17 protein-coding genes are annotated in these 19835 nt (G+C 58.7%); 2 read left to right on the top strand and 15 right to left on the bottom strand.

Annotated features, from left to right (window positions below):
• Nucleotides 1-163 precede the first annotated feature (163 nt).
• From LPB260_RS14190 to LPB260_RS14145, 10 genes are all read right to left on the bottom strand, one after another.
• On the bottom strand, nucleotides 164-1093 hold the full coding sequence (locus LPB260_RS14190; RefSeq protein ID WP_218281526.1) for a hypothetical protein: 930 nt from the start codon (nucleotides 1091-1093) through the stop codon (nucleotides 164-166).
• 186 nt (nucleotides 1094-1279) lie between these two features.
• Nucleotides 1280-2467 (bottom strand): capsular biosynthesis protein, encoded by a 1188-nt coding sequence (locus LPB260_RS14185; RefSeq protein WP_208709686.1) that lies wholly within the window; start codon nucleotides 2465-2467, stop codon nucleotides 1280-1282.
• 8 nt (nucleotides 2468-2475) lie between these two features.
• Nucleotides 2476-3696, bottom strand: coding sequence for a hypothetical protein (locus tag LPB260_RS14180; protein WP_208709684.1), 1221 nt, complete (start codon nucleotides 3694-3696; stop codon nucleotides 2476-2478).
• 125 nt (nucleotides 3697-3821) lie between these two features.
• Complete coding sequence (locus LPB260_RS14175; RefSeq protein WP_208709682.1) at nucleotides 3822-5342, bottom strand: undecaprenyl-phosphate glucose phosphotransferase; 1521 nt, start codon at nucleotides 5340-5342, stop codon at nucleotides 3822-3824.
• A gap of 379 nt (nucleotides 5343-5721) precedes the next feature.
• The gene (locus tag LPB260_RS14170) at nucleotides 5722-6414 is read right to left on the bottom strand and encodes a hypothetical protein (protein ID WP_208709680.1); all 693 of its coding nucleotides are present in this window, start codon (nucleotides 6412-6414) and stop codon (nucleotides 5722-5724) included.
• Between the two features lie 68 nt (nucleotides 6415-6482).
• Complete coding sequence (locus LPB260_RS14165; protein ID WP_208709678.1) at nucleotides 6483-7208, bottom strand: tyrosine-protein phosphatase; 726 nt, start codon at nucleotides 7206-7208, stop codon at nucleotides 6483-6485.
• A gap of 617 nt (nucleotides 7209-7825) precedes the next feature.
• A complete protein-coding gene (locus LPB260_RS14160) occupies nucleotides 7826-10066 on the bottom strand; it encodes a polysaccharide biosynthesis tyrosine autokinase (protein WP_208709676.1) in 2241 nt (746 codons plus the stop codon).
• Between the two features lie 93 nt (nucleotides 10067-10159).
• Nucleotides 10160-10699, bottom strand: a complete 540-nt coding sequence (locus LPB260_RS14155) for a polysaccharide biosynthesis/export family protein (RefSeq protein ID WP_208709674.1) — start codon at nucleotides 10697-10699, stop codon at nucleotides 10160-10162.
• 77 nt (nucleotides 10700-10776) lie between these two features.
• Nucleotides 10777-11940 (bottom strand): outer membrane beta-barrel protein, encoded by a 1164-nt coding sequence (locus LPB260_RS14150; RefSeq protein WP_218281525.1) that lies wholly within the window; start codon nucleotides 11938-11940, stop codon nucleotides 10777-10779.
• 99 nt (nucleotides 11941-12039) lie between these two features.
• The gene (locus tag LPB260_RS14145) at nucleotides 12040-12552 is read right to left on the bottom strand and encodes a hypothetical protein (RefSeq protein ID WP_208709672.1); all 513 of its coding nucleotides are present in this window, start codon (nucleotides 12550-12552) and stop codon (nucleotides 12040-12042) included.
• 759 nt (nucleotides 12553-13311) lie between these two features.
• Here LPB260_RS14145 and rfaH point away from each other — a divergent pair.
• Nucleotides 13312-13812: a transcription/translation regulatory transformer protein RfaH gene (rfaH, locus tag LPB260_RS14140; protein ID WP_208709670.1), complete on the top strand. Its 501-nt coding sequence runs from the start codon at nucleotides 13312-13314 to the stop codon at nucleotides 13810-13812.
• 59 nt (nucleotides 13813-13871) lie between these two features.
• Here the strand turns inward: rfaH and LPB260_RS14135 are convergent, their stop codons facing one another.
• The 4 genes from LPB260_RS14135 to LPB260_RS14120 all read right to left on the bottom strand — a co-directional run bounded on the left by LPB260_RS14135 (nucleotide 13872) and on the right by LPB260_RS14120 (nucleotide 17881).
• Nucleotides 13872-14720, bottom strand: a complete 849-nt coding sequence (locus LPB260_RS14135) for a MinD/ParA family protein (RefSeq protein ID WP_371926150.1) — start codon at nucleotides 14718-14720, stop codon at nucleotides 13872-13874.
• Nucleotides 14721-14803: 83 nt separating this feature from the next.
• On the bottom strand, nucleotides 14804-15169 hold the full coding sequence (locus LPB260_RS14130; protein ID WP_208709668.1) for a DNA-binding response regulator: 366 nt from the start codon (nucleotides 15167-15169) through the stop codon (nucleotides 14804-14806).
• Nucleotides 15170-15332: 163 nt separating this feature from the next.
• Complete coding sequence (locus LPB260_RS14125; protein ID WP_208709666.1) at nucleotides 15333-15986, bottom strand: winged helix-turn-helix domain-containing protein; 654 nt, start codon at nucleotides 15984-15986, stop codon at nucleotides 15333-15335.
• 413 nt (nucleotides 15987-16399) lie between these two features.
• Nucleotides 16400-17881, bottom strand: coding sequence for a sodium/glutamate symporter (locus LPB260_RS14120; RefSeq protein WP_218281524.1), 1482 nt, complete (start codon nucleotides 17879-17881; stop codon nucleotides 16400-16402).
• A 136-nt stretch (nucleotides 17882-18017) separates the two neighbouring features.
• Here LPB260_RS14120 and LPB260_RS14115 point away from each other — a divergent pair, with 136 nt between their 5' ends.
• Nucleotides 18018-18911 carry a LysR substrate-binding domain-containing protein gene (locus LPB260_RS14115; RefSeq protein WP_208709664.1) on the top strand — a complete coding sequence of 298 codons (894 nt, stop codon included), beginning with the start codon at nucleotides 18018-18020 and terminating at the stop codon, nucleotides 18909-18911.
• A gap of 249 nt (nucleotides 18912-19160) precedes the next feature.
• Here the strand turns inward: LPB260_RS14115 and LPB260_RS14110 are convergent, their stop codons facing one another.
• Nucleotides 19161-19790 (bottom strand): sarcosine oxidase subunit gamma, encoded by a 630-nt coding sequence (locus tag LPB260_RS14110; protein ID WP_208709662.1) that lies wholly within the window; start codon nucleotides 19788-19790, stop codon nucleotides 19161-19163.
• Nucleotides 19791-19835: the final 45 nt, after the last annotated feature.

The following is a 19835-nucleotide window of genomic DNA, read 5'->3' as shown; positions in this document are numbered from 1 at the left end:
ATAGCAAATCGCGGTCGCTCTAACACTAAAAAAGCTAATCGATAGCATTATCAAACTAGTTGAGACTAGGCATTTTTTGAGCATAATTATTATTCCCAACTAAGTTGCAAGAGTGCATAAAGAGCTTGAGTCCTCGTCAAATCCAAAGCAATGAAAACATTACTCACTCAACGAATGCGCCTAAGTATTTTTCAATCTTCGAATCAGTTATTACGGCTTTCCACCTCAACTTGGTGGGGGCTTGCTGCGGCTCTGACTCAAAGCAATCAATGGACTGGAAGATAGCTTCTGAAAAAATATGACTACTCACAAATACAGCGTTTGATTGAACTCTTCTAAACGCCATGTAATTAGAGGGAGACTGATTACACAAGATTGTTTTTCCCAACGCGGCGTATTCTAAATATTTGGTTGGAGCTTGATAGCAATACGGGTAGCGTGAGGGAATTCGGCTTATGGCATACTCACAATTGAGAACAACTTTCAAAGCTTCTCTTTGAGGCAACTTCCCTGTGAAAACTATATTTTTAACACCCTTATTTTTCTCAAGAATACTCACATCTGGAGAACCAACTAATACTAGAGTTTGATCAACGGAAATATTCTTCCTAAATGCGTCAATAACGCTATCCATACCGCGCTCTCGACTTATCTCACCAATATAACAATATGTTCCTTTAGGAAGGCTCGGATCAGGCTCAAGATCAAATATCCAGTCTGGTACACCCATAGGCAGAAGGAGACTAGGCACCCCATCATTAAAACCCATAACATTCTCTATAAGTTCATTTTGAAATACTCTCAGATTTGGCGTTACGTTTACGTATTTTTTAATCCTGTCTTTCAATCTAGATAATCTGCCGACCGACAGAGAGCGATAGTCATGGATCACATATTTGGCCTTAAGCTTTCTGGGGTAGAACCCCATAATGCACCAAAGAATCGTATTGTCTTTCTCACCGAAATTCTTATACTGCTCCACCCCCCCGTCAAAGACATCAAACTTATCACAGAAAAAATTTTTGTACGCAAGAATTTCAGGGTAATTAGCTTTAGCTGGATGCAGTATGAAAATATTCACTTTATTAGCCACCTAATATCCTTAAGCTACAAAATACCGCCTCTCCGAATCCGGCCCGATTAACCATATTTCAGTCCGGGCACAGGTTCTGCCAAAATGTCTCAACCAACTTACTGTGATATCACCGAAAGGCAAATAATCTAAAGATCAAACAGCCAAACCCTTACTCATAAGACTTAAAGTGACTGCTACTCACTGTCAAATGCCTAACACTTTCAGCGCTGCACTCACTGGAATTTTTCTTCGCCCAAAATAATCTATATTATCTACCAAATAATGGTGGATGTATTTTTTGATACGCGAAGCATCGAAATTTTGATAGAAGCACTTTCCGAGAATTATTACAGCCTTCCCATAGATCAATGCTTCTAACCCAACAGTCGAATTTATCGTTATAACAAATCGCGACCTCTTCAACAGGTCAATAGTATTCGCATTACTAATGGTAAATCCGAGACTCTCCTGCGCCTTTCTAACTTTAACTATCTCTTCAACACTAGTTTCAGCAGGGTGTATTTTGACAACCAGTTCAACACCTTGCTCTTTCGCCTTCCTTACCGAGAAGGCAATTGCGTCGATATTATTTAGCTCGGAATGAAGCTTTATTTGGGTGTCAGATGAAACTTGAAGCGGAAGAAAAATAAACTCACGAGGATAGCGATGCTCACACTCTTGCGATTTTTTCCAGCGAGCCGAAAAATTAAATCGTCTTTTCCCCATCGGAACTGTACACGCGCTAAGAAGTAATACTTTCAAAATCATATTTAAAAATGATAGTCCCCCATCTTTTAACTTTAGTTCCGCTTGCGGGAGAGGGCTGCTCTTTTCTGACTCATACTCGTTTAGCCAAGCGAAATGTACATCTTCCGCGACCTCAGGTAGCCTATCAATAACTTCTATGTTTTTTGCAATACTTGAAAGAGCATTAACACCCTCCGTATCTGAAAACAGCTTACCGGGAATATTTGCCAACTCCAGATACTGACATTGAACCCCTACTTTATCTGCTACAAATTTTGCTGTCCGCCCAATTAGCTGCTGACCATTCCAGATAATTACTCTATCGATTTTATTATTATTGATGTAGATGCATATAGCATCAGCCATAGCTCTTACATTTCTTGACGCCTCTTCTACGGAAAATAGACCATTCAAGACCTCAATGGAGTTTTTCGAAATATCAAAAGCCTCTGAACTCCCACAGACTCTGTTTTTCCGAAGGCGTCTGGATAAATGTTTCCCTCGAAAACCGTTAAATAACGCCATTAATATTGATAGAGGCTCCGAGCTAACAAAATAAAACTCATGATCACTTTTCAATGCAGCCGCCACTCTAGAAAAAAACATGTGGCGCTGCATTGAGTCGACAACAAAAAGCACTTTCATAATATTGCCTACAACTCCTCTTCCTTATGAACAGATAAGTCGCAGATTGAATAGGTTGTACTGTAGGTCAGCCATACACCAATCATCAAAGCCACTACACTAGACGCTGAAAACAAAATTAATGCACCGACAACGTCAAGCCCCCACACATACGCACTAAATAAGGAAGAACCAGACACGACGAATAGCACACTTTGTATCACTAAGTCCTTTCTCTGATTATTCGACACCATAAACACTTGGGAAAGTGGTATGTATATTACCTGCATTGCATATAATGGAGATAGCGCATGAAAATAACTCGCACTTTCTCCCCATCCTTGTCCAAATAACATTTCCACAACCATTCCAAACAAAATATTCCCCACCACTAAATACAGAACAGCCACGACAACTAGAAATCTGAAATGACTAAAGAATATATCCAGAACACCTTCCCGATTTGACGTGATAGATGAGACCAACTCTCTTCTATATATCCCACTTATGCTCTGTGCAGAAAGTGACACTGGGAAAAAGCCAATTCGCTGTGTTACAGCAAAGAAACCTGCTGTCGCTGCCCCAAACAGGAAAGGTATTATTATAGGCAGGGAGTACAATATAGCTGCATTCAGAAATGTGGCAGGCAACGTATACCTAGGAAATTTAGAATTTTCCTTAAAGTATAGCAATCCAACTTTCACCCTGCCGTTCAATTTCACAATAATAAAAAAGACAGCCGAACTAAATATTAAATTTATATATGTAAAAACCTCAAACGTATTCGACAAGTTATTTGTAGCCGCAAGCGCGGATAGCGATATAACCAACCCTAAAGAAGAAGCAACCTTTATAGCTGCAATTAGCTTGTACTTTCTTAGGGTATTCAGATACAGGCCACTAGCTTGCTGAAGCAAAAAGGTAGCAGAAAAAACCAGAATTAAATCTGCGCTTGCTATATTCCAAATATTTACAATAAGGGATAAAAACACTAGAGATAACGCTGCGATAAGCACAGTATGAATCAGGGCCTCGTAAGACTTTCTCTGATTGTCCTGCACGCAGGCCAATTCATACCTCAAAGCTAATACCGTGCCTAAAAACATACCCAAGCTCAAACTTGAGTTAAGTCGCCCTAGTTCTTCAACCCCCCAGTGCCGACCAATCACAGAAAAACATGCAAAGAGAATTAATTGGCCTGTAACAATACCCACGAGGGATATCAGGGTATCTTTTTTACGCAAGCTCATATTTTTTCATTAAATTAGTAACAAACATCCAATAGCTAGCAAGTCGGCGCCGCTGTGTTGCTGTGTGCCTAGGCTTAATACCTGAGTGATGGTGTTCCTTGATTCGCAAGCACTCAGATATATGTTCAGTAAATGTCGTTCGCGAACAAACTCAGCGGTGTCTTGATCAATATCTTGATGTCTAGCCAGACGGACCAGTTGTTGATGTAGGTCAGGTCCAGTTCCACGCGCTTTTCCATCTTGTCCAGGGTTTCGGTTTCGCCGCGGCAGCCGCTTATCTGCGCCAGGCCGGTGATGCCGGGTTTGATGCGGTGGCGGGCCATGTAGGCGTCGATCTTGCCGGTGTAGTAGTCGTTGTGGGCCACGGCGTGGGGGCGCGGGCCGACCAGGGACATGCGGCCCTGCAGCACGTTGAACAGTTGCGGCAGCTCGTCGATGGAGGTGCGCCGGATGAAGCGGCCGACCCGGGTGATGCGCGGGTCCTGGCGGCTGGCCTGCTTGACCTGGGCGTCGGCGTGCACGCGCATGGAGCGGAACTTCCACACCTTGATGATCTTGCCGTTCCAGCCGTGGCGCTTCTGCTTGAACAGCACCGGGCCGGGGGAGCTCAGCTTCACCGCCAGGGCAGTGGCCAGCAGCAGCGGGCTGAGGGCGAGGATAGCCAGCAGGGCCACGCCGCGATCCAGGGCGGCCTTGGTCAGGGCGGCGGTCGGGTAGGCGGTGAGCGGGCTTTCGTTGAGGTTGATCGCCGGCAAGCCGTCGATCTCCGACACCGAGTGGTTGAGCAGCGTCAGGCTGCGCAGATCGGGTATCCACACCACGTCCACCTGGGCATCGAGCAGGTCGATGTACAGGCCCTCCACCTGCTCGGCCTCGCTCAGCGGCAGGGCGATGTACAGGCGGCGGATGCGGTGGCTGGCGATCAGGTCGCGCAGGTGGGCCAGGTTGCCGAGTATCGGGTAGTCGCCCTGCTGATGCAGGCCATCGTCCGCCGCCACCAGCCCGGCCAGGGGCTCGCACTGCTGGCGGGCGAGCTTGTCGGCCAGGTTGTGGGCCAGGTCGCCGGTGCCGATGATCAGCGAGGTGCGTTCGCGCTGCAGCTGCCGCTGGTAGCTGCGGGCGCAGAAGTGCAGCGGCAAGTAAAGGCCGGCCTGCACGGCGAAGCCCAGCACGGCCCAGGTCAGGATGACCTCGCGGGAGAACGATGCGCTGGTTTTGGTGACGAAGGCGGCCACGGTCAGGCCGGCCAACAGCACCAACCAGCCGGCCAACAGCCGGCTAAGGCCGGTCAGGTAACCATGCTGCTTGTGGTACACGCGCATCAGCGAATAGGCCGGCACCGAGCCGAGCAGCACCAGCAGTGCCAGCACCCGGTATTGCTCGCCCATCTCGCCGGTCTTGAACAGCGCCAGCACGCTCAGCAGCAGGATGACGCTGCTGATGGCGGCGAACCACTGCCCCCAGAAGGTCAGGCCGCGACCGGCGGCGGCGCTGGTGTCGCGCTTGCCGACCAGGTTGAGGCCGCCGCGCTGCTGCGGGTCGCCGGCAGCAACGCGCCACGCGGCGCGGTCGCTGCTGCGCCGCCGATGCAGGGGCGGGTTCGATTGAGGGTCGAGCAAGGTGGCGGTTGTCTGAGTCCGTGACATATCGGTTACCTGGTGAAGTTTGGAGTCAGCGGAGCCGTGGTCTGGCTTTGGGTGCTGCGGCGGTTGCGGTTGTTAGGCGGCGCGAGCTTTTGGGTTTGTCCGTTGGTGCTGTGGTGGCTGGGCTATCGCTTCGCGGCGGGGGCGCCGCTCCTACGCAAAGCACGATTCTTCTGTAGGAGCGCGTTGTCTGTAGGAGCGTCCGGGCGGCGATCCGTCGGGCGGCGTACCGCGTCCTCGGCGCGAGCTTTGGGGTTGTCTGTTGGTGCTGTGGTGGCTGGGCTATCGCATCGCGGCGGGGGCGCCGCTCCTACGCAAAGCACGATTCTTCTGTAGGAGCGCGTTGTCTGTAGGAGCGTCGCCCTCGGCGCGAGGTTTTGTATCAGGTACATGGCGTGAGCTTGCGGGTTGTGATCAGTGCTGGGCCGAGTTTGTTGCACAGTTCGTCCAGATGGCCGGTAGCCTCGGCGAGTTCGAGCAGGCGCTTGGCCTCTGCCGGGCCGTAGGCGGCGACCCGGCGGGCGGACTCCAGGCTGGCCTGGCGTTGCTTCTCGTCGAGCTGCGCCCAGGCGCTGAGGCCGATGGCCGCCAGCTCGCGGTTGACGCCAATGCGCCAGGGGCCGAGGCGCCGGGCCTCGTTCAGGGCGTGGGCGAACTCGCCGTCGAACTGCTGCAGGTACAGCTTGGTGTGGGCCAGGCGCTCCCAGCTGTAGGGCCAGGCGGGCCGGGCGGCGGTTGCCGCGCGGTAGGTTTCCAGCGCCGCGCGCCGCGAGACCTCTGCCAGCGGGTCGCCGTAGGGGTGGCGGAACTGCCACCAGCTGTAGATGCGCCCGAGGCGGTCGAGATGGTCGCCATTGGCCGCCGGGTACCAGTCGACGGCCCGCTGCGCCGCGCCCTGGGCGATCACCCAGGCGCGGGGCGATGGCTCGGCGGCGGCCTGTTCCCAGGCGCCGATAAAGGCTTCGGCCTGGTAGCTGGCGATGCCGGCGGGAATCATCCGCGCGCCGGCATACAGCAGGCCCGTGGCGACGAACAGCACCAGCAGCAGTGGCAGTTTTTCTGTGATGGTTTTCACGTTTTGGCTTTCTGCGAACGAGTTGGGCCCACACCGGCCGCTCGGGCCGGTTGGTTGATCAATGGGGGTCAGCTGAAGTGCGTCTGCGCGATCAGCCAGGGCGTGTGGTTGACCAGGGCCTCGGCCTTGGCCTTGCCGACGATGCGCGCCGCGCGCTGCATGCCTTCGCTCAGCACCGGCGGGCGGTGTTGCAGGTTGTGGGCGTCGCTGGCGATGACCGTGACCACGTCTTCGGCCAGCAGGTTGAGCGCCAGTTGCTCGGCCGCCGGGCCGAAATGCCCGGCCACCGCACCGGCGGTAACCTGCAGCAGGCAGCCCTGCGCGAGCAGCGGCTTGAGCTGTTCGGGGCTGCGCATCAGGCCCTTGTTGCGTTCCGGGTGGGCGATCATCGGCACGATGTCACGCTGCAGCAGCCAGGCAACCAGGCGCTCGGCACCGAAGGGCACCAGGCCGTGGGGGAACTCCAGCAGCAGCACCCGCTTGCCCCGCCACTCACCGAGGAACGGCACGGTGCCCTGGGTGACGCCCATCATCAGCTCCATGTCGAAACGCACCTCGGCGGCGGCGGCGACCCGCAGGGGAATCTGTGCCCTGTCGAGAGCGGCCACCAGCTCCAACCGCGCGGCCTCGATGCTGGCCGGCGTGTTGTCGTAGCGCCCGGGGTGGATGTGCGGGGTGCACACCACATGGGTGATGCCGTCCTGCACGGCCACCCGCGCCAGGGCCAGCGAGGTTTCCAGATCAGGCGCCCCGTCGTCGATGCCGGGGAGCAGGTGGTTGTGCAGGTCGATCATGGTGGGCGGAAAAGTCCGTTGGTGTTTGGTGCGGTTTGGGCTGTGGGTGCGGCCGGGCTATGGGAGCGTTCGGGCGGCGATCCGTCGGGCGGCGTACCGCGTTCTCGGCGCGAGCTTTTGGGTTTGTCCGTTGGCGCTGTAGCGGCTGGGCTATCGCTTCGCGGCGGGGGCGCCGCTCCTACGCAAAGCGCGATTCTTCTGTAGGAGCGTCGCCCTCGGCGCGAGCTTTGGGGCTGTCTGTTGGTGCTGTGGTGGCTGTTCTGTCGCTTCGCGGCGGGGGCGCGGATCGCCGCCCGGCCGTACCTACGCAAAGCGCGATTCTTCTGTGGGAGCGCGTTGTTTGTGGGAGCGTCCGGGCGGCGATCCGTCGGGCGGCGCACCGCGTCCTCGGCGCGAGCTTTTGGGTTTGTCCGTTGGTGCTGTGGTGGCTGTGCTGTCGCTTCGCGGCGGGGGCGCGGATCGCCGCCCGGCCGCTCCTACGCAAAGCGCGATTCTTCTGTGGGAGCGGCGCCCTCGCCGCGAGCTTTTTGGGTGTTTAGGTCGCAGCGAGGGTGGCGGTTCTACAGGGAGCGTGGAGCGTCTGTAGGAGCGGCGCCCTCGCCGCGAACTCGGTTGGCTCAGGCGGTCTTGGCGTCGCTGTAGCCGTAGTAGTCGTAGTAGCCGCCGTAGCTGTAGCCGTATTTCTGTGCCTTCTTGATGTCGACCTGGTTGAGCACCACGCCCTTGACCGGGGCGTTGTTCTGCAGCAGTTGGCCGACGCCCTTCTCCACCAGGGGGATGGCGGTGGAGTCGGACTTGACCACGTAGATCAGCGAGTTGGCGAAGGTGGACAGCACCACCGCATCGCTGACCGCCTGGGTCGGCGGCGAGTCGATGATGATGCGGTCGTACTTGCTCTTCATCACCTCGATGACCTTGGCGAAGCGCGGCGACGACAACAGTTCCAGGGGATTCGGCGGTACGGTGCCAGCGCTCAGCAGGTCGATGCCGTCGACGCTACGCAGGCACTCGTCCAGCTTGGCGGTGCCGGCGATCAGGTTGGCCAGGCCCGGTGTGCCCACCGGAAAGTCGAAGCTCTTGGCCAGGGTCGGACGGCGCAGGTCGGCGTCGATCAGCAGCACCTTCTCCATCTGCCCGAGGGCGAAGGCCAGGTTGGCCGACACGGTGCTCTTGCCCTCCCCCGGGATCGACGAGGTGATGACCATGACCTTGTGCGGGTGGTCGATGCCCGAGAGCACCACGCCGGTACGGATGGTGCGGATCGACTCGCTGAAGCTCTTGTCCTTGTTGCGGGTGAACATGCGCGCCAGGTCCTTGCGCTCCACGGCCTTCATCAGCGGCAGGATGCCCAGCACCGGGATGTTCAGCCGCCCTTCCACCTGCTCGGTGCTCTTGAAGGTGTTGTTCAGGGCATCCAGCAGCAGGGTCAGGCCGACGCCGACGAAGCCGGCCAGCAGCGCGGCGATGGCGACGATCAGCGCCTTCTTCGGCTTGACCGGCACGGTCGGCATCACCGCCTGGTCGACCACGCGGGCATTGGCGCTCTGCAGGTCGGCGGTGGCGGCGGTTTCCTTCAGGCGGGTCATGAAGGTGTCGTACAGCGCGCGGTTGGCATCCACTTCGCGCTGTAGTTCGCGCAGCTTGAACTCCTTGCGGGAGATGTCCTGGATCTGCGACTTGTTGGCGTTGAACGAGGCCTGCAGGGAGCTTTCGTTGGCCACCGCCAGCTGGTAGTTGCGCTCGATGCCGGCGACCACCTGCTCGACCTGGCTGCGCAGGCTGGCGGAGGCGGCGTTGAGGTCGGAACGCGCGGCCTGCATGGCCGGGTGCAGCTTGCCGTAGCGGCGCGACAGTTCCTCGACCTTGGCCCGGGCCTTGGCTTCATCACCCTTGAACTGCTGGATCAGCGGGTGACCGAGCACCGCCGGGATGCTCGCCAGACGTTCCCAGTTGCCCTTGCCCATGGCCTGCACCTGGCGGTACTGGCTCTCGGCTTCGGCGCGCTGGCGACGGGCGTCGATCATGCGGTCGCCGGTCAGCGACAGCTCGGCGGCGCTGATGGTCGCCACGCCGTCCACGTCCACCAGGTTCTCGGCCTCGCGGAAGGCCTGCAGGCGATCTTCGGCGTCCTTGAGTTTGCTGCGCAGCTCGCCCAGGCGGCCGTTCATCCAGTTGGTGGCGGTCATGGACATTTCCATGGTCGCCTCCAACTGGCCTTCGATGAAGCCATTGGCCAGGGCGTTGGCGGCCAGCGCGGCCATGCGCGCATCGGCCATGTCCACCTGCACCTTGACCAGCTGGCTCTTGCCCTGGGGCTCGACGCTGATGCGCTCCATGAACGCTTTGGTGACTTCGTCGAAGATCTCCGCCTCGCTCGCCGCCTGCGGGTCATCGAGGTCGCCGGGCAGGGTCGCCGGTACCACGTTCTTGAAATCGAAATTGGCCAGCAGGCCCTTGATGTCGATCAGCGGCTCGGGCTGCTGGCGCGGGTCGAACTCGGGATGGGTGGTCAGGTTCAGCTGACGCACCACGCGCTCGGCCAGGCTGCGTGACTTGAGCAATTCGAACTGGGTCTGCAGGTACTCGCTGCCCGCCCCTTCCAGGCCGTAGACCTGCTCGATGGAGACCACCTTGGCGGCCTTCTCCTCGATCATCAGGGTGGCGGCGGCGCGGTAGATGGGGGTGATGGCGAGCACGGCGAGGATGGCCACCAGGGTGACCACGAACACCAGGGTGAGAATGCTCCACTTGCGGCGCCAGATGGTCTGCCACAGCTTGAGCAGGTCGATCTCGTCGTCGTCCTCGTCCTGTCGCTGGGCGATCAGGTTTCGCTCGATGATATGAGTGTTACTTTCCATGCTTGGGAAAACTCTGCAATTGAAGGCGCTCAGGCACCAGGGCGCGGCCGGCCGCTGCGCGCCACCCGGGCGCGCAGGGCTTGGACTGATCGGTTAGAAGAAACCTTGGTCGATGGTGATGGTGTCGCCGGGCATCACCCGGGTGTCGAGGTTGGCCACCTCGGGGGTGCGGCTCTCATCGTGGTCGCGAATGATGGTGATGCGGCTCTCGGAGGCGCGCTCGGTCAGGCCGCCGGCCAACGCCACGGCGCGGCGCAGGGTCAGGCCCGGCTGGAACGGATAGCCGCCCGGGGTTTTCACCTCGCCGCTGATGAAGAACTCGCGGTACTCCAGCACGCTGACCGACACGCGTGGGTCGATCAGGTAGTCGCCCTGGAGCTTGTCGATGATGATCTGTTCGATCTCGGCGGCGGTCTTGCCCTTGGCCCGGACCTCGCCGACGAAGGGATAGGAGAAGGTGCCGGCGTCGGTCAGACGCAGCTCTTCGAAGCTCAGGTCCTGTTCGCCGAACACGCTGATGCGGATGACATCGCCGGACGCCAGGCGGTACTGGGAATTGCCTTCTGCCTGGGCGAATCCGCTGATGCTCAGCAGGATACCGATGATCAGGCTGATCAATATGCGCATGTCCATGTGCCTCTGTTACACGCTTGAAGCTTGGGATAACCACAGGGGGCGGCAAGCCCCCTGCTGTCTCGATGCAGCCGCCGTTACAGGCTGGCGGTGACGCTGATCGAGTAGATGTTGCGCTTGTAGCTTTCGCCGACTGCCGAGGAGTCGTTCTCGGCGTACTTGTAGCCGATGCCCACATCCAGCCAGCGACGCAGCTCGTAGGTCAGGCCCAGGCCGAAGGTGTCGATCTTGTCGTCCCGCGTTACGTCCTGGTACTCCTGGTCGGAGTAGGTGTAGCTGAGGTCCGAGCTCAGGCGCTCCATCCACTGATGGTTCCAGCTCAGGGTGGTGCTCTGCGACTGGATGGACGAGGCGCCGCTGTCGCCTTCGTCCAGCGCACGGCGGGTCTTCAGGTCGAAGGTGGAGTAGGTGCGCGGGCTCCAGCTGGCACCGATTTCCCAGAGCGAGCCGCTCTTGTCGTCGATGCTCGAGTCGTCGAAGCGCTTGCGCTCGCCGCCGATCTTGATGGTGCCGGTGGTCTTGGCCGTGGCATCCCAGGTCACACCACCGAGCAGGGCGATGTTGTTGCTGTTGAGGCGGGTGTTGGTTAGGTAGTCGTAGTCGGTGTGACGCGCCTCGACCAGGGCGCGGGTCTTGGGCGCCACACGGTAATAGAAGGTGCTGCTCAGCGCGGTGGTGTCGCGCTCCTTGTCGGCATTGAGGTTGTTGCCGTTCTGGTATCGCAGCTCTTCGTAGTTGGCGCCGAAGTCGATCTGCCCACGGGCGCTCTCGGCGCCGAAGCTGTACACACCGCCCACATTGCTGGTGCTGAACTTGTCGTTCTCGATGTCCTGGTCTTGCGAAGCGGTCTCTTCGACCTGGTGATAGCCGGCACTGAGCTTCAGACGGTTGCGCACATCGAACTCGAAGCCGGCATCGGCCGTCAGGTGATGGTCGGTGTTGTCGTCGGCGTGGCTGGAATGAAAGATGTCGCTGCTGGCCGAGTAGGTCAGCGCGTAGGCGCTCTTGCGGCCCTGGGCGCCGAGGACGAAGGTCGGCGTGATGGCGGTGATCCAGGACGACTCTTCGTTGTCTTCCACGGCGCGAAAGTTGTCATCGTAACGCTCACTGACCTGCAGGGTCGGGGTGAAGGTCAGGCCGTCGGCCAGCTTGATGCTCTGCGGCTCCAGGCCCCAGGCGTTGGCGCTGAGTGCAGCGGAGACGGCGACAGCCAGTGAACGTGCGTTGAAGTTGATGCTCATAGGGTACCCAGTGTTCCTTACCTGTGGTCTTGCCGGCAGACATGGAAAAGCGCTGCCGGCTCGCCGACAGCACTTTCGATTCAGCTGTGAGTCAGCCGTTTAGTTGGGGCTGGCCGCACCGCCGCCGCCACTGCTGCTCGGCACGCTGGAGGTGGTGTTGCTCTTGCCGGAGCTGGTCACGGCGGCGACGCTGCTCTGGGCGGCGGCATTGGCCGCGGCAGTGATGGCGGCAGCCTGGGCGGGTGCGGCAGCAACGGCTGCGGCGGTAATGGCGGTGGCTTGCGCCGGGGCGGCCTTGACCGCAGCGGCGGTGATGGCGGCGGCTTGGGCCGGAACAGCCTTGACCGCAGCGGCGGTGATGGCGGCGGCTTGGGCCGGGTTGGCGGCTACGGCAGCCGCGACGATGGCAGCCGCGGCTTCCGGGTTGGCCGCCGCCAGATCGGCGATGACGGTGGCCAGGGCTTCGCCTTCGGCGGCAACCACGGCCTGCACCTGCGCCTCGGTCAAGGCAACACCGGCTGCCTGCAGTGCATTCGCGGTGTCCTGATCGGCGAAGGCTTGTCCCGATGCCAGGGTCAGAGCCAGGGAAAGGCCGGTTAGGGTTTTGCGCATATCGAACGTCCTCGTCAGATGTTGCTGGGTATCCTGTCCCGGTTCTATAGCGATACACGGGCAGTCTTGGGGAATGGGTCCGCCATGGCGGTGTTTGAGAAGGTGCAGGGGGGATTGGCGCTTGGCCTGACGCCAGGGGCTATCAACCGAATTACGCACGCCGGCGCCAATTGCTCGACTGCCGCACCTACAGTTGACTCACACTCAATTTCCCACGCTACCGCCCCAGGATTAACAGTTTCTCCTGAGACTAAACTCCTGGTTGTTATACAAAACAGCGGCACTTGTCCGAACCGACAAAAGTGCAGTGCTCAACAATCATCACACCCCAGCCTCAATGCGCACCGCGCAATAGAAAGCCAGCCGAACAATCCCGCCTTATTAACAAGGTGAGGACCGTACAGCCTTCCGGGTCTTGATTTTGTTATTGAGCGCTGTTTCGCCACACTTCCCGCGTGACCATCAACGTGGCGCTAATCTAATACAGCGCACCACGATAGAGGCTGACGTTTTATAACAACCGAGCCACGGCAAAGTAGCCACCGGACTCCAGCGCCAAATTGTTATAAATAGTCAGGAAAAGAGCGGTCCAAGCGTACTAGCTCGCAGTAAAATGCACTTCCGCTATCGTCGCAATGAAGTAGAAAGAACATCTAATTCACCTGCGGCGATACATTGCGCCCCTTCAGTTGATAACCGTCTAGGTTCAAAAATCGGGCGCCAATAATCCAACGGCAGCATTCGCATGGAAGTGCACACATGGCTGAAGCTCAGCGATCCACCGCTACTACCTGGTTCCTCATTCAGTGCAAACCACGCCAGGATGAACGCGCGGAAGAGAACCTGGTCCGCCAAGGCTATAGCTGCTACCGACCTAAAATCAGAAGGCGTGCGCCAGGATCGAATCGGCCGACGCAAGATTCGCTTTTCCCGGGCTATCTGTTTATTGCCATCAGCCCGGACGATTCCTGGGCACCGCTGCGCTCTACCCGCGGCGTGGCGCGCGTCGTCGGTTTCGGCGGCCAGCCACAAGCCATATCCGCGGAACTGATCGCCCAACTTCGCCAACGAGAGTCCACCCCACTTGTCGAGGCATCGCTCAAGCCGGGTGAGAGGGTGCGCATCAAACAGGGGCCACTGGCCGAGATGGACGCGATATTCCTTTCGATGGACGGCAACGAGCGCGTCGTTCTCCTGCTGAATATCATGCAGCGCGAGCAGAAAGTGCGCGCACCGTTAACTGGTATACGTAAAGTTTAAGTGGCCCGGAACCCGACCACCGGCCCGCGAATGCAGGCGGTGGCTCGATCCACGACAGACTAGGCCGGCCCCAGGTAGCGCCGATCCATCCTGATCCGCTCTATCAAGCGCTCGAGAAAGAACTCGATTCGACCGCTAGGCTCTGCCGGCGGTGGCCAGCATTCGACCCTCTCGGCAAGCCTTCGATAAACATGCCCGCAATACGAACGGGGAAATACCTCATGGACCGCCCGCTGCCGCTGCACTGACTTGCGCACCACATCCTCGAAGGGCACGGTGCCAAGGTAACGCAGGGAAACATCGAGGAAACTGTCGGCAAATTCCTCCAGTTTCTTGAAAACCATTAGCCCCTCGTAGGCACTTCGCGCCATGTTGACCAGCACCTGGAAGCGATATATGCCGTAGTCAGCATTGAGCTGCCTGATCAGCGCGCAGGCCGAGGCGATAGCGGGAGGCCCATCATTGGCCACTATCAACACCTCGCGCGCGGCGCACACGAAATCGAGCGACGTCTGGCTCAGGCCTCCGGCGGTGTCGATGATCAGGTAGYCCAGGCCGTCGCCGAGCTCGCTGACGGCATGGATTATCTCGGCATGCTGCCGGGCGGAAAGCTGGCACATATGCGACTGGCCGGATGCCGCCGGCACCACGCGCACCCCGCTGCGGTGCTGCAGAATCACATCGCCCACCGTGCACTGACCGCTGATCACATCGGCCAGGGTGCGCTCGGCAGTCAGACCCAGCGCGATATCGACATTGCCCATGGCCAGGTCGGCATCCAGCAGCACGACCCGCCGGCCCAACTCGGCCAATGCCAGGGCCAGGTTTACCGAGACGCTGGTCTTGCCGGCTCCCGATTTTCCGCTGGTGACCGCAATGACTTGCACAGCCCCCATTTCCAAGCTCATCAAGATTCCTCTTGCCGGCCAGGGGTGCCGCGCCTGGACGTTTACCGCGCGATCAGCGCGCACTCAAGGCTGAATACGCAACACTAGCCAAGCAGTTCAATTTTCTGTACCAAACAATATCCGCGATTGCGAACCGATCGAAACAGGCCCGCACCGCCGGAAACTTTCTTGAACTTGCCCTGCAATCTGCTGATGCACATGACCAACCCCGTGTAGTTACCGGAGTCCTTATTCAGGCAGGCAAGAATGTCGGCCTTGTTGAGCACACGCTGCTCACTGGCCACGAAGTCCTTCAAGATAAGCGCCTCTGACGCGGTCAGCGCTACTTGCTCGCACTTTCCCAAGAGCACGCGTCGCTCATAATCCAGCTTCCAGGCATCACTGCCATCCGCCGCGCGCGCGCCAAGCTGCTCAATCGCCGCGCGCTCAAAAGCCGTATCTACCATCACGGTAACGCCCTACACCAAGCAAGTGCCCGCTAAAAGACCCGCAAGCCCTTCCGCGCACACCGCGAATAAAATCCATGCCATCTTCCCTTTACCAAGAAGACGAACACCCCCCATCAAGTTGAAAGGCATGCTTTATTCAGCAGCTCTTGTTTTATGCAGAAAGTTAAATGCCGTCAGCACCCACGATAGCCAGCCGACTCGAAAGCCGGTAGCCATAGCCGCGGATGCTCTGAATGGCATCGCTTCCCAATAATGTCTTGGTTTTCGCGCGCAGCCTGCTTATGAATTTCTCCAGCGCGCGCTGGTCGTAGCCGTCAGGGCTCCACTCCAGCAAGTCGACTATTTCTTCCCGACGTGCAATACGCCCCCGCGCCCGACTGAGCGCACCGAGCACCCTCAGCTCAAAGTACGAAAGCTGAACCTGTTCTTGCTCAGTCCACAGGCATAACTGGCGCAGATCAAGAACTGGTACAGCCCCACTGTCACTCTCGTCGACAAGCTTCGCGAAGGCATCAGCTATCACCGCGGCGCTCGCAGGCAGAGCGAGGCACGTGTCGACTCCCGCCAGATAAAGCTGCACCCTTGCATCGACTGTCGGTTTTTTCGCCAACGCCAGAATGCGCACATCCGGGCTCTGGCCCCGAATGGCGCTGATTATCTCCAAAGCCCTCTTCAGATCCGCCGCCGCATCGACCTCAACGACCGCTGCCTTGTATGGGTCAAGACCGCTCGGCGACACTGCAAGATCGAATACCCTGACCGGGTCGACAGGAAATAGCGCAGTATAAAATGCGGGGCAAAGTTCTTCGGCCATCATCGGGCGATTCGGGTTACCCCAAACGGCTACTGCTGCCCTTCCTTCTGCGGCCTTCCCTTCCATATCCTTTCTACATCCAAAAATGTGACGTACTTATACATTTTAGTGCATCGGATATCTGGAGTGCCTGACGTTTTATAACAATCGAGGCCTTAACTTCTGCCAAACCTAAATGATAATGCCTATTAAAATCCCCCCAACCACTGCCATAGAATCTCACCGCTTTCTGTCGTGCTTAAAAGCGCTGTAACGCTCAAAAATTGGCGCCAACAGCCAAGCTTTTCGGATACTTACCGGCGTTATAAGAACAACACTTGAAAAGTTTTGGGCGAACGAAACAAGTGTTGCTTATATTGAACGATTACCCAATCACTGACTCCCCTCGCGCTGCAGCCCAGATCGGGGCACATCACTCAAGGAACGCAGGCCCTCGGACGCCGGCCAACACTTGAGCAGTAGCGGAACACAGGCCAGCGACAGCAGCGCCGTGCCACCGAAAACCATGAGTAAGCGTCCCGCCCCAGCGACGGCGCCAGTGGCGCGAAGAAGAACAGGATATGGGCCGTAGTGACGATGATCGCCACATTGAAGAACGCGAGTTCCTTGGCCACCGACGTGCTGAAATTGGCATCCATCATGCGCAACAGCAGCAGGCCAGTCCCGGTCGAACCACAGCAACAGCCGAAAGCCGTGACTGCCCTCTCCCACCCCAGCGGCCCGCTGAGACGCCCGAGAAGCAGACAGCCGGCCAGTGTCACCACGGTTATGGCGCCCGCGACCAGCAGGATCGGCGCGCACAGCCCGTAGAGCACCGCAAACTTGATGCTCATCAGGGTGCCGACCACCATGAAGTCCACCGACGAGCCGGTGATACGTTTCAGCGTTTCGTCGTCGACGCGCTCGTCGAGCCCGCAGCGATCGATGACCAGGCGCATCAACACACAGACGGCCAGCCCGTGCAGAAAGAACAGGTTGAAGTTGCACAGCACCGAAAGGTCGAGGCCAAAGGGCCTGAAGCTTGCGACCTGGCCCTGCAGAAAGCTCAGCCACACATAGGTGATCACGTAGGCGATGGCCAGCAGCCCGAGATGGTAGGCCAGCGAATCCAGGCTCGCGGGATGCGTGACCATATGACCGCTAGCCGGCTTTGCGCCGCCGCGATAGAAGCCGAACGCGAAGTCGGCATCCTCGGCCGGCGCCCGATTGGCGTTGAGGCCGCGACCGATAAAGCGCTTCGCCAGCGGCACACCCACCACAAAGGTCACCAGAAAACCGAGCGAGGCGTAGATCATGCCGACCTGGGCGGCATCCTCGATTCCGTAGTCCGCCTCCCAGACCGCGCCGTAAGTCAGCGCCTGCCCTGGGCCCTGGGTGAAGCCATGGGTGACGATGGCGCCGAGCCACTCACTGAGACCGGCGCCGGTGACGGCGTCGTAACCGGTCATGAGCGAGTAGCCGATCACCCCTTGCAGGCCAAGGCTGGCGGTCCAGATCAGGGTCAGCCAAAGCCCACCCCGCACCACGCTCCCGCCGGCCAATGAGCGGTCTTTGCTTTTGCCGGTCAGGCACAGGGACATGAAGCTGAGGGTAAAGAAGTGGAAGGCCAGGTCCGTGAAATCATCGGGCTGAAAGCCCGGCAGCAGTTCGGCCGACAACAGCGTGAAACCCAGCAGGCCACCGACAATGCTGGCGGGCACCAGCATGTTGCGCAGCAGCGCGATGCGGCTGCGCAGGACACCGCCCAGGAGCAGCATGCAGGCTAGGAGGGCAAAAGCAATGACGCCGTGAAACGTACTTCCCACAATCAAATCATCCGCATCAAGTGGCAAGCTGGCGCCAAAAAAAGAAAGCTCCTTAGCCTCTGTAACATTCCCCGCATCGATCGATGCCGCCATGTCGCAGAGCGATGACGAGCAATCCCGGGGCAGATGGCAAAGCGATAGAAAGATAAATGCGTCACAAAGATACAAGATTTCGACATGACCCGTACAATATCGTTTTTAGAACGAGTGATACCCAGGAGGTATCAATTTGCGCATCGACCTGCGTCATCTACAGGCCTTCCAGGCGGTTGCCGAAGAGCTGCACTTTCGCCGCGCGGCCGAGCGCCTGCACGTGGCACAGCCGGCGCTGAGCCGGACCATTCAGCAACTGGAAGAATCCATCGGCGAGGTACTGCTGCTGCGCAGCAACAGGCGGGTGGAACTGACCGAAGCCGGCCGGGCCTTTCTGGCTGGCAGCAAGGCGGTGTTCGAACGACTGGACATCGCCGTGGAGCTGGCGCGCAAGGCTGGAGCAGGGCTCAGTGGTCAACTGAGCATCGGCTATACCGACTTCGCGATATCGGGCGAGCTGCCCAGCATTCTCGATGGCTTCCGCAGGCAGCATCCCAAGATTCGCACCGAGCTGATCTACGCCTCGACGCAGCAGCAACTGGTCGACCTGACGCAGGGCAATATCGACTTCGGTCTGGTCACCGGGCCAATACAGGATCAAGGGTTCGACAGCATCGCAGTGCAACATGACCGCTTTGTCGCGGTGCTACCGCAGCGACATCCACTCGCCAGCCAGCCCGAGGTCTTGCTGGAGGATCTTGCTCACGACCCATTTGTCATGGGCTTCATGCATCGCTGGACCCACTTCCGCCGCCACCTCGACGCGCTGTGCGTCGAGGCCGGCTTCCTGCCCAATGTCGTACAGGAGGCCTACAACAGCGAAGGCGTGTTCGGCTTCGTGGCGGCGAATATAGGTATCAGCATCCACGCCGAGTGCGCGAGCAACATCAGCCGCAAGGGCGTCGTCCTGCGCCCGCTCAAAGGGATAAAAAGAAAGATCGTCACCGAGGTCGCCTGGGTGAAGGCCTCGGTGACGCCCATCCAGCAGACCTTTATCGACTTCCTCAGGCAGTGGAAACCGTCTGCCTAGGTGTGCCATGAAACATGCGCCCCGGGCACACGACCAACAACTGAATCGCCACGGGTTTGCCGAAAACTCCCGCAAACAAGCAAGGCGATCCTTGCGGATCGCCTTCTAAGCCCCGCCAGCTAGCCGGGGGGCGAACGGGTAGGCACAGTGGGGCTCGAACCACCGGCGCCATACATGCGCGCTCACCCAAACGAACCAACCTATAGAGTCGCCAAGCTGCTTCATCACCAGGGCGGCGCTACCGGCACCTCAGGCCTTGATCGCCAGGCCGTACTCGGCACTGGCATCCTGCAACCACAGCCAGATGTAGTCGGCGAAGCTGCGGCGCACCAGCAGTTCCCAGGTGTCCTCGGCGGTGTGGCGGATCACCAGTTGGGACTTGGCGAAGACGGTGCCGACGGCCTTGCCCACCGGGAAGTTGCTCGGGTGCACGTCGTAGGAGCTGGACTTCATCAGCAGCTCGCGGACCTTGGGACCGCTCAGCTCGACGATGGTCTGGCCGCCGCTGACGTTGACCACCTGATGATGCTGACCGGCAAGGCTTGCCCGGAGCTTTTGCTCCACCTCGAACTCGGAGCCGCTGGGCACGATCAGCAGCCACTCCTCCGGGCCCAACCACTGCAAGGAAATCTCGCCGCTGGCCACCAGGGTCAGGGCCACCGGCAGCTCCAGGCCGATGGCCTTGTGTACGGCGCCAGAGAAAGCCGGATCATGGCCATCGCCGCGCAGGACCAGGTGGCCGAGCAGCTTCTTCTCGCGCAGGGTCACCCCGGCGCTGCTCTTGCCCTTGCGTGCCAGCTCGTCGAGGCCGGCGTGGAACAGCGGGGATTCGGCCTGGCCGGCATCGGGGCGCTGCTTGTAGACGTTGAACGCTGTCATATCGTTAACCTTCGAGGTTGTCTGGTTGACCTCCAGGGCCGGTTC

It is taken from the genome of Pseudomonas sp. LPB0260, assembly GCF_013388395.1.
Note: the sequence above shows the minus strand (reverse complement) of the source record. Positions and strands in the feature narration are given on the sequence as shown.

Coding starts and splice junctions, on each gene's coding strand:
- LPB260_RS14175 (WP_208709682.1), bottom strand. CDS start 5,342: ATGTCACGGACTCAGACAACCGCCACCTTGCTCGACCCTCAATCGAAC.
- rfaH (WP_208709670.1), top strand. CDS start 13,312: ATGGCTGAAGCTCAGCGATCCACCGCTACTACCTGGTTCCTCATTCAG.
- LPB260_RS14155 (WP_208709674.1), bottom strand. CDS start 10,699: ATGGACATGCGCATATTGATCAGCCTGATCATCGGTATCCTGCTGAGC.
- LPB260_RS14125 (WP_208709666.1), bottom strand. CDS start 15,986: ATGATGGCCGAAGAACTTTGCCCCGCATTTTATACTGCGCTATTTCCT.
- LPB260_RS14180 (WP_208709684.1), bottom strand. CDS start 3,696: ATGAGCTTGCGTAAAAAAGATACCCTGATATCCCTCGTGGGTATTGTT.
- LPB260_RS14110 (WP_208709662.1), bottom strand. CDS start 19,790: ATGACAGCGTTCAACGTCTACAAGCAGCGCCCCGATGCCGGCCAGGCC.
- LPB260_RS14120 (WP_218281524.1), bottom strand. CDS start 17,881: ATGGCGGCATCGATCGATGCGGGGAATGTTACAGAGGCTAAGGAGCTT.
- LPB260_RS14160 (WP_208709676.1), bottom strand. CDS start 10,066: ATGGAAAGTAACACTCATATCATCGAGCGAAACCTGATCGCCCAGCGA.
- LPB260_RS14150 (WP_218281525.1), bottom strand. CDS start 11,940: ATGAGCATCAACTTCAACGCACGTTCACTGGCTGTCGCCGTCTCCGCT.
- LPB260_RS14165 (WP_208709678.1), bottom strand. CDS start 7,208: ATGATCGACCTGCACAACCACCTGCTCCCCGGCATCGACGACGGGGCG.
- LPB260_RS14145 (WP_208709672.1), bottom strand. CDS start 12,552: ATGCGCAAAACCCTAACCGGCCTTTCCCTGGCTCTGACCCTGGCATCG.
- LPB260_RS14185 (WP_208709686.1), bottom strand. CDS start 2,467: ATGAAAGTGCTTTTTGTTGTCGACTCAATGCAGCGCCACATGTTTTTT.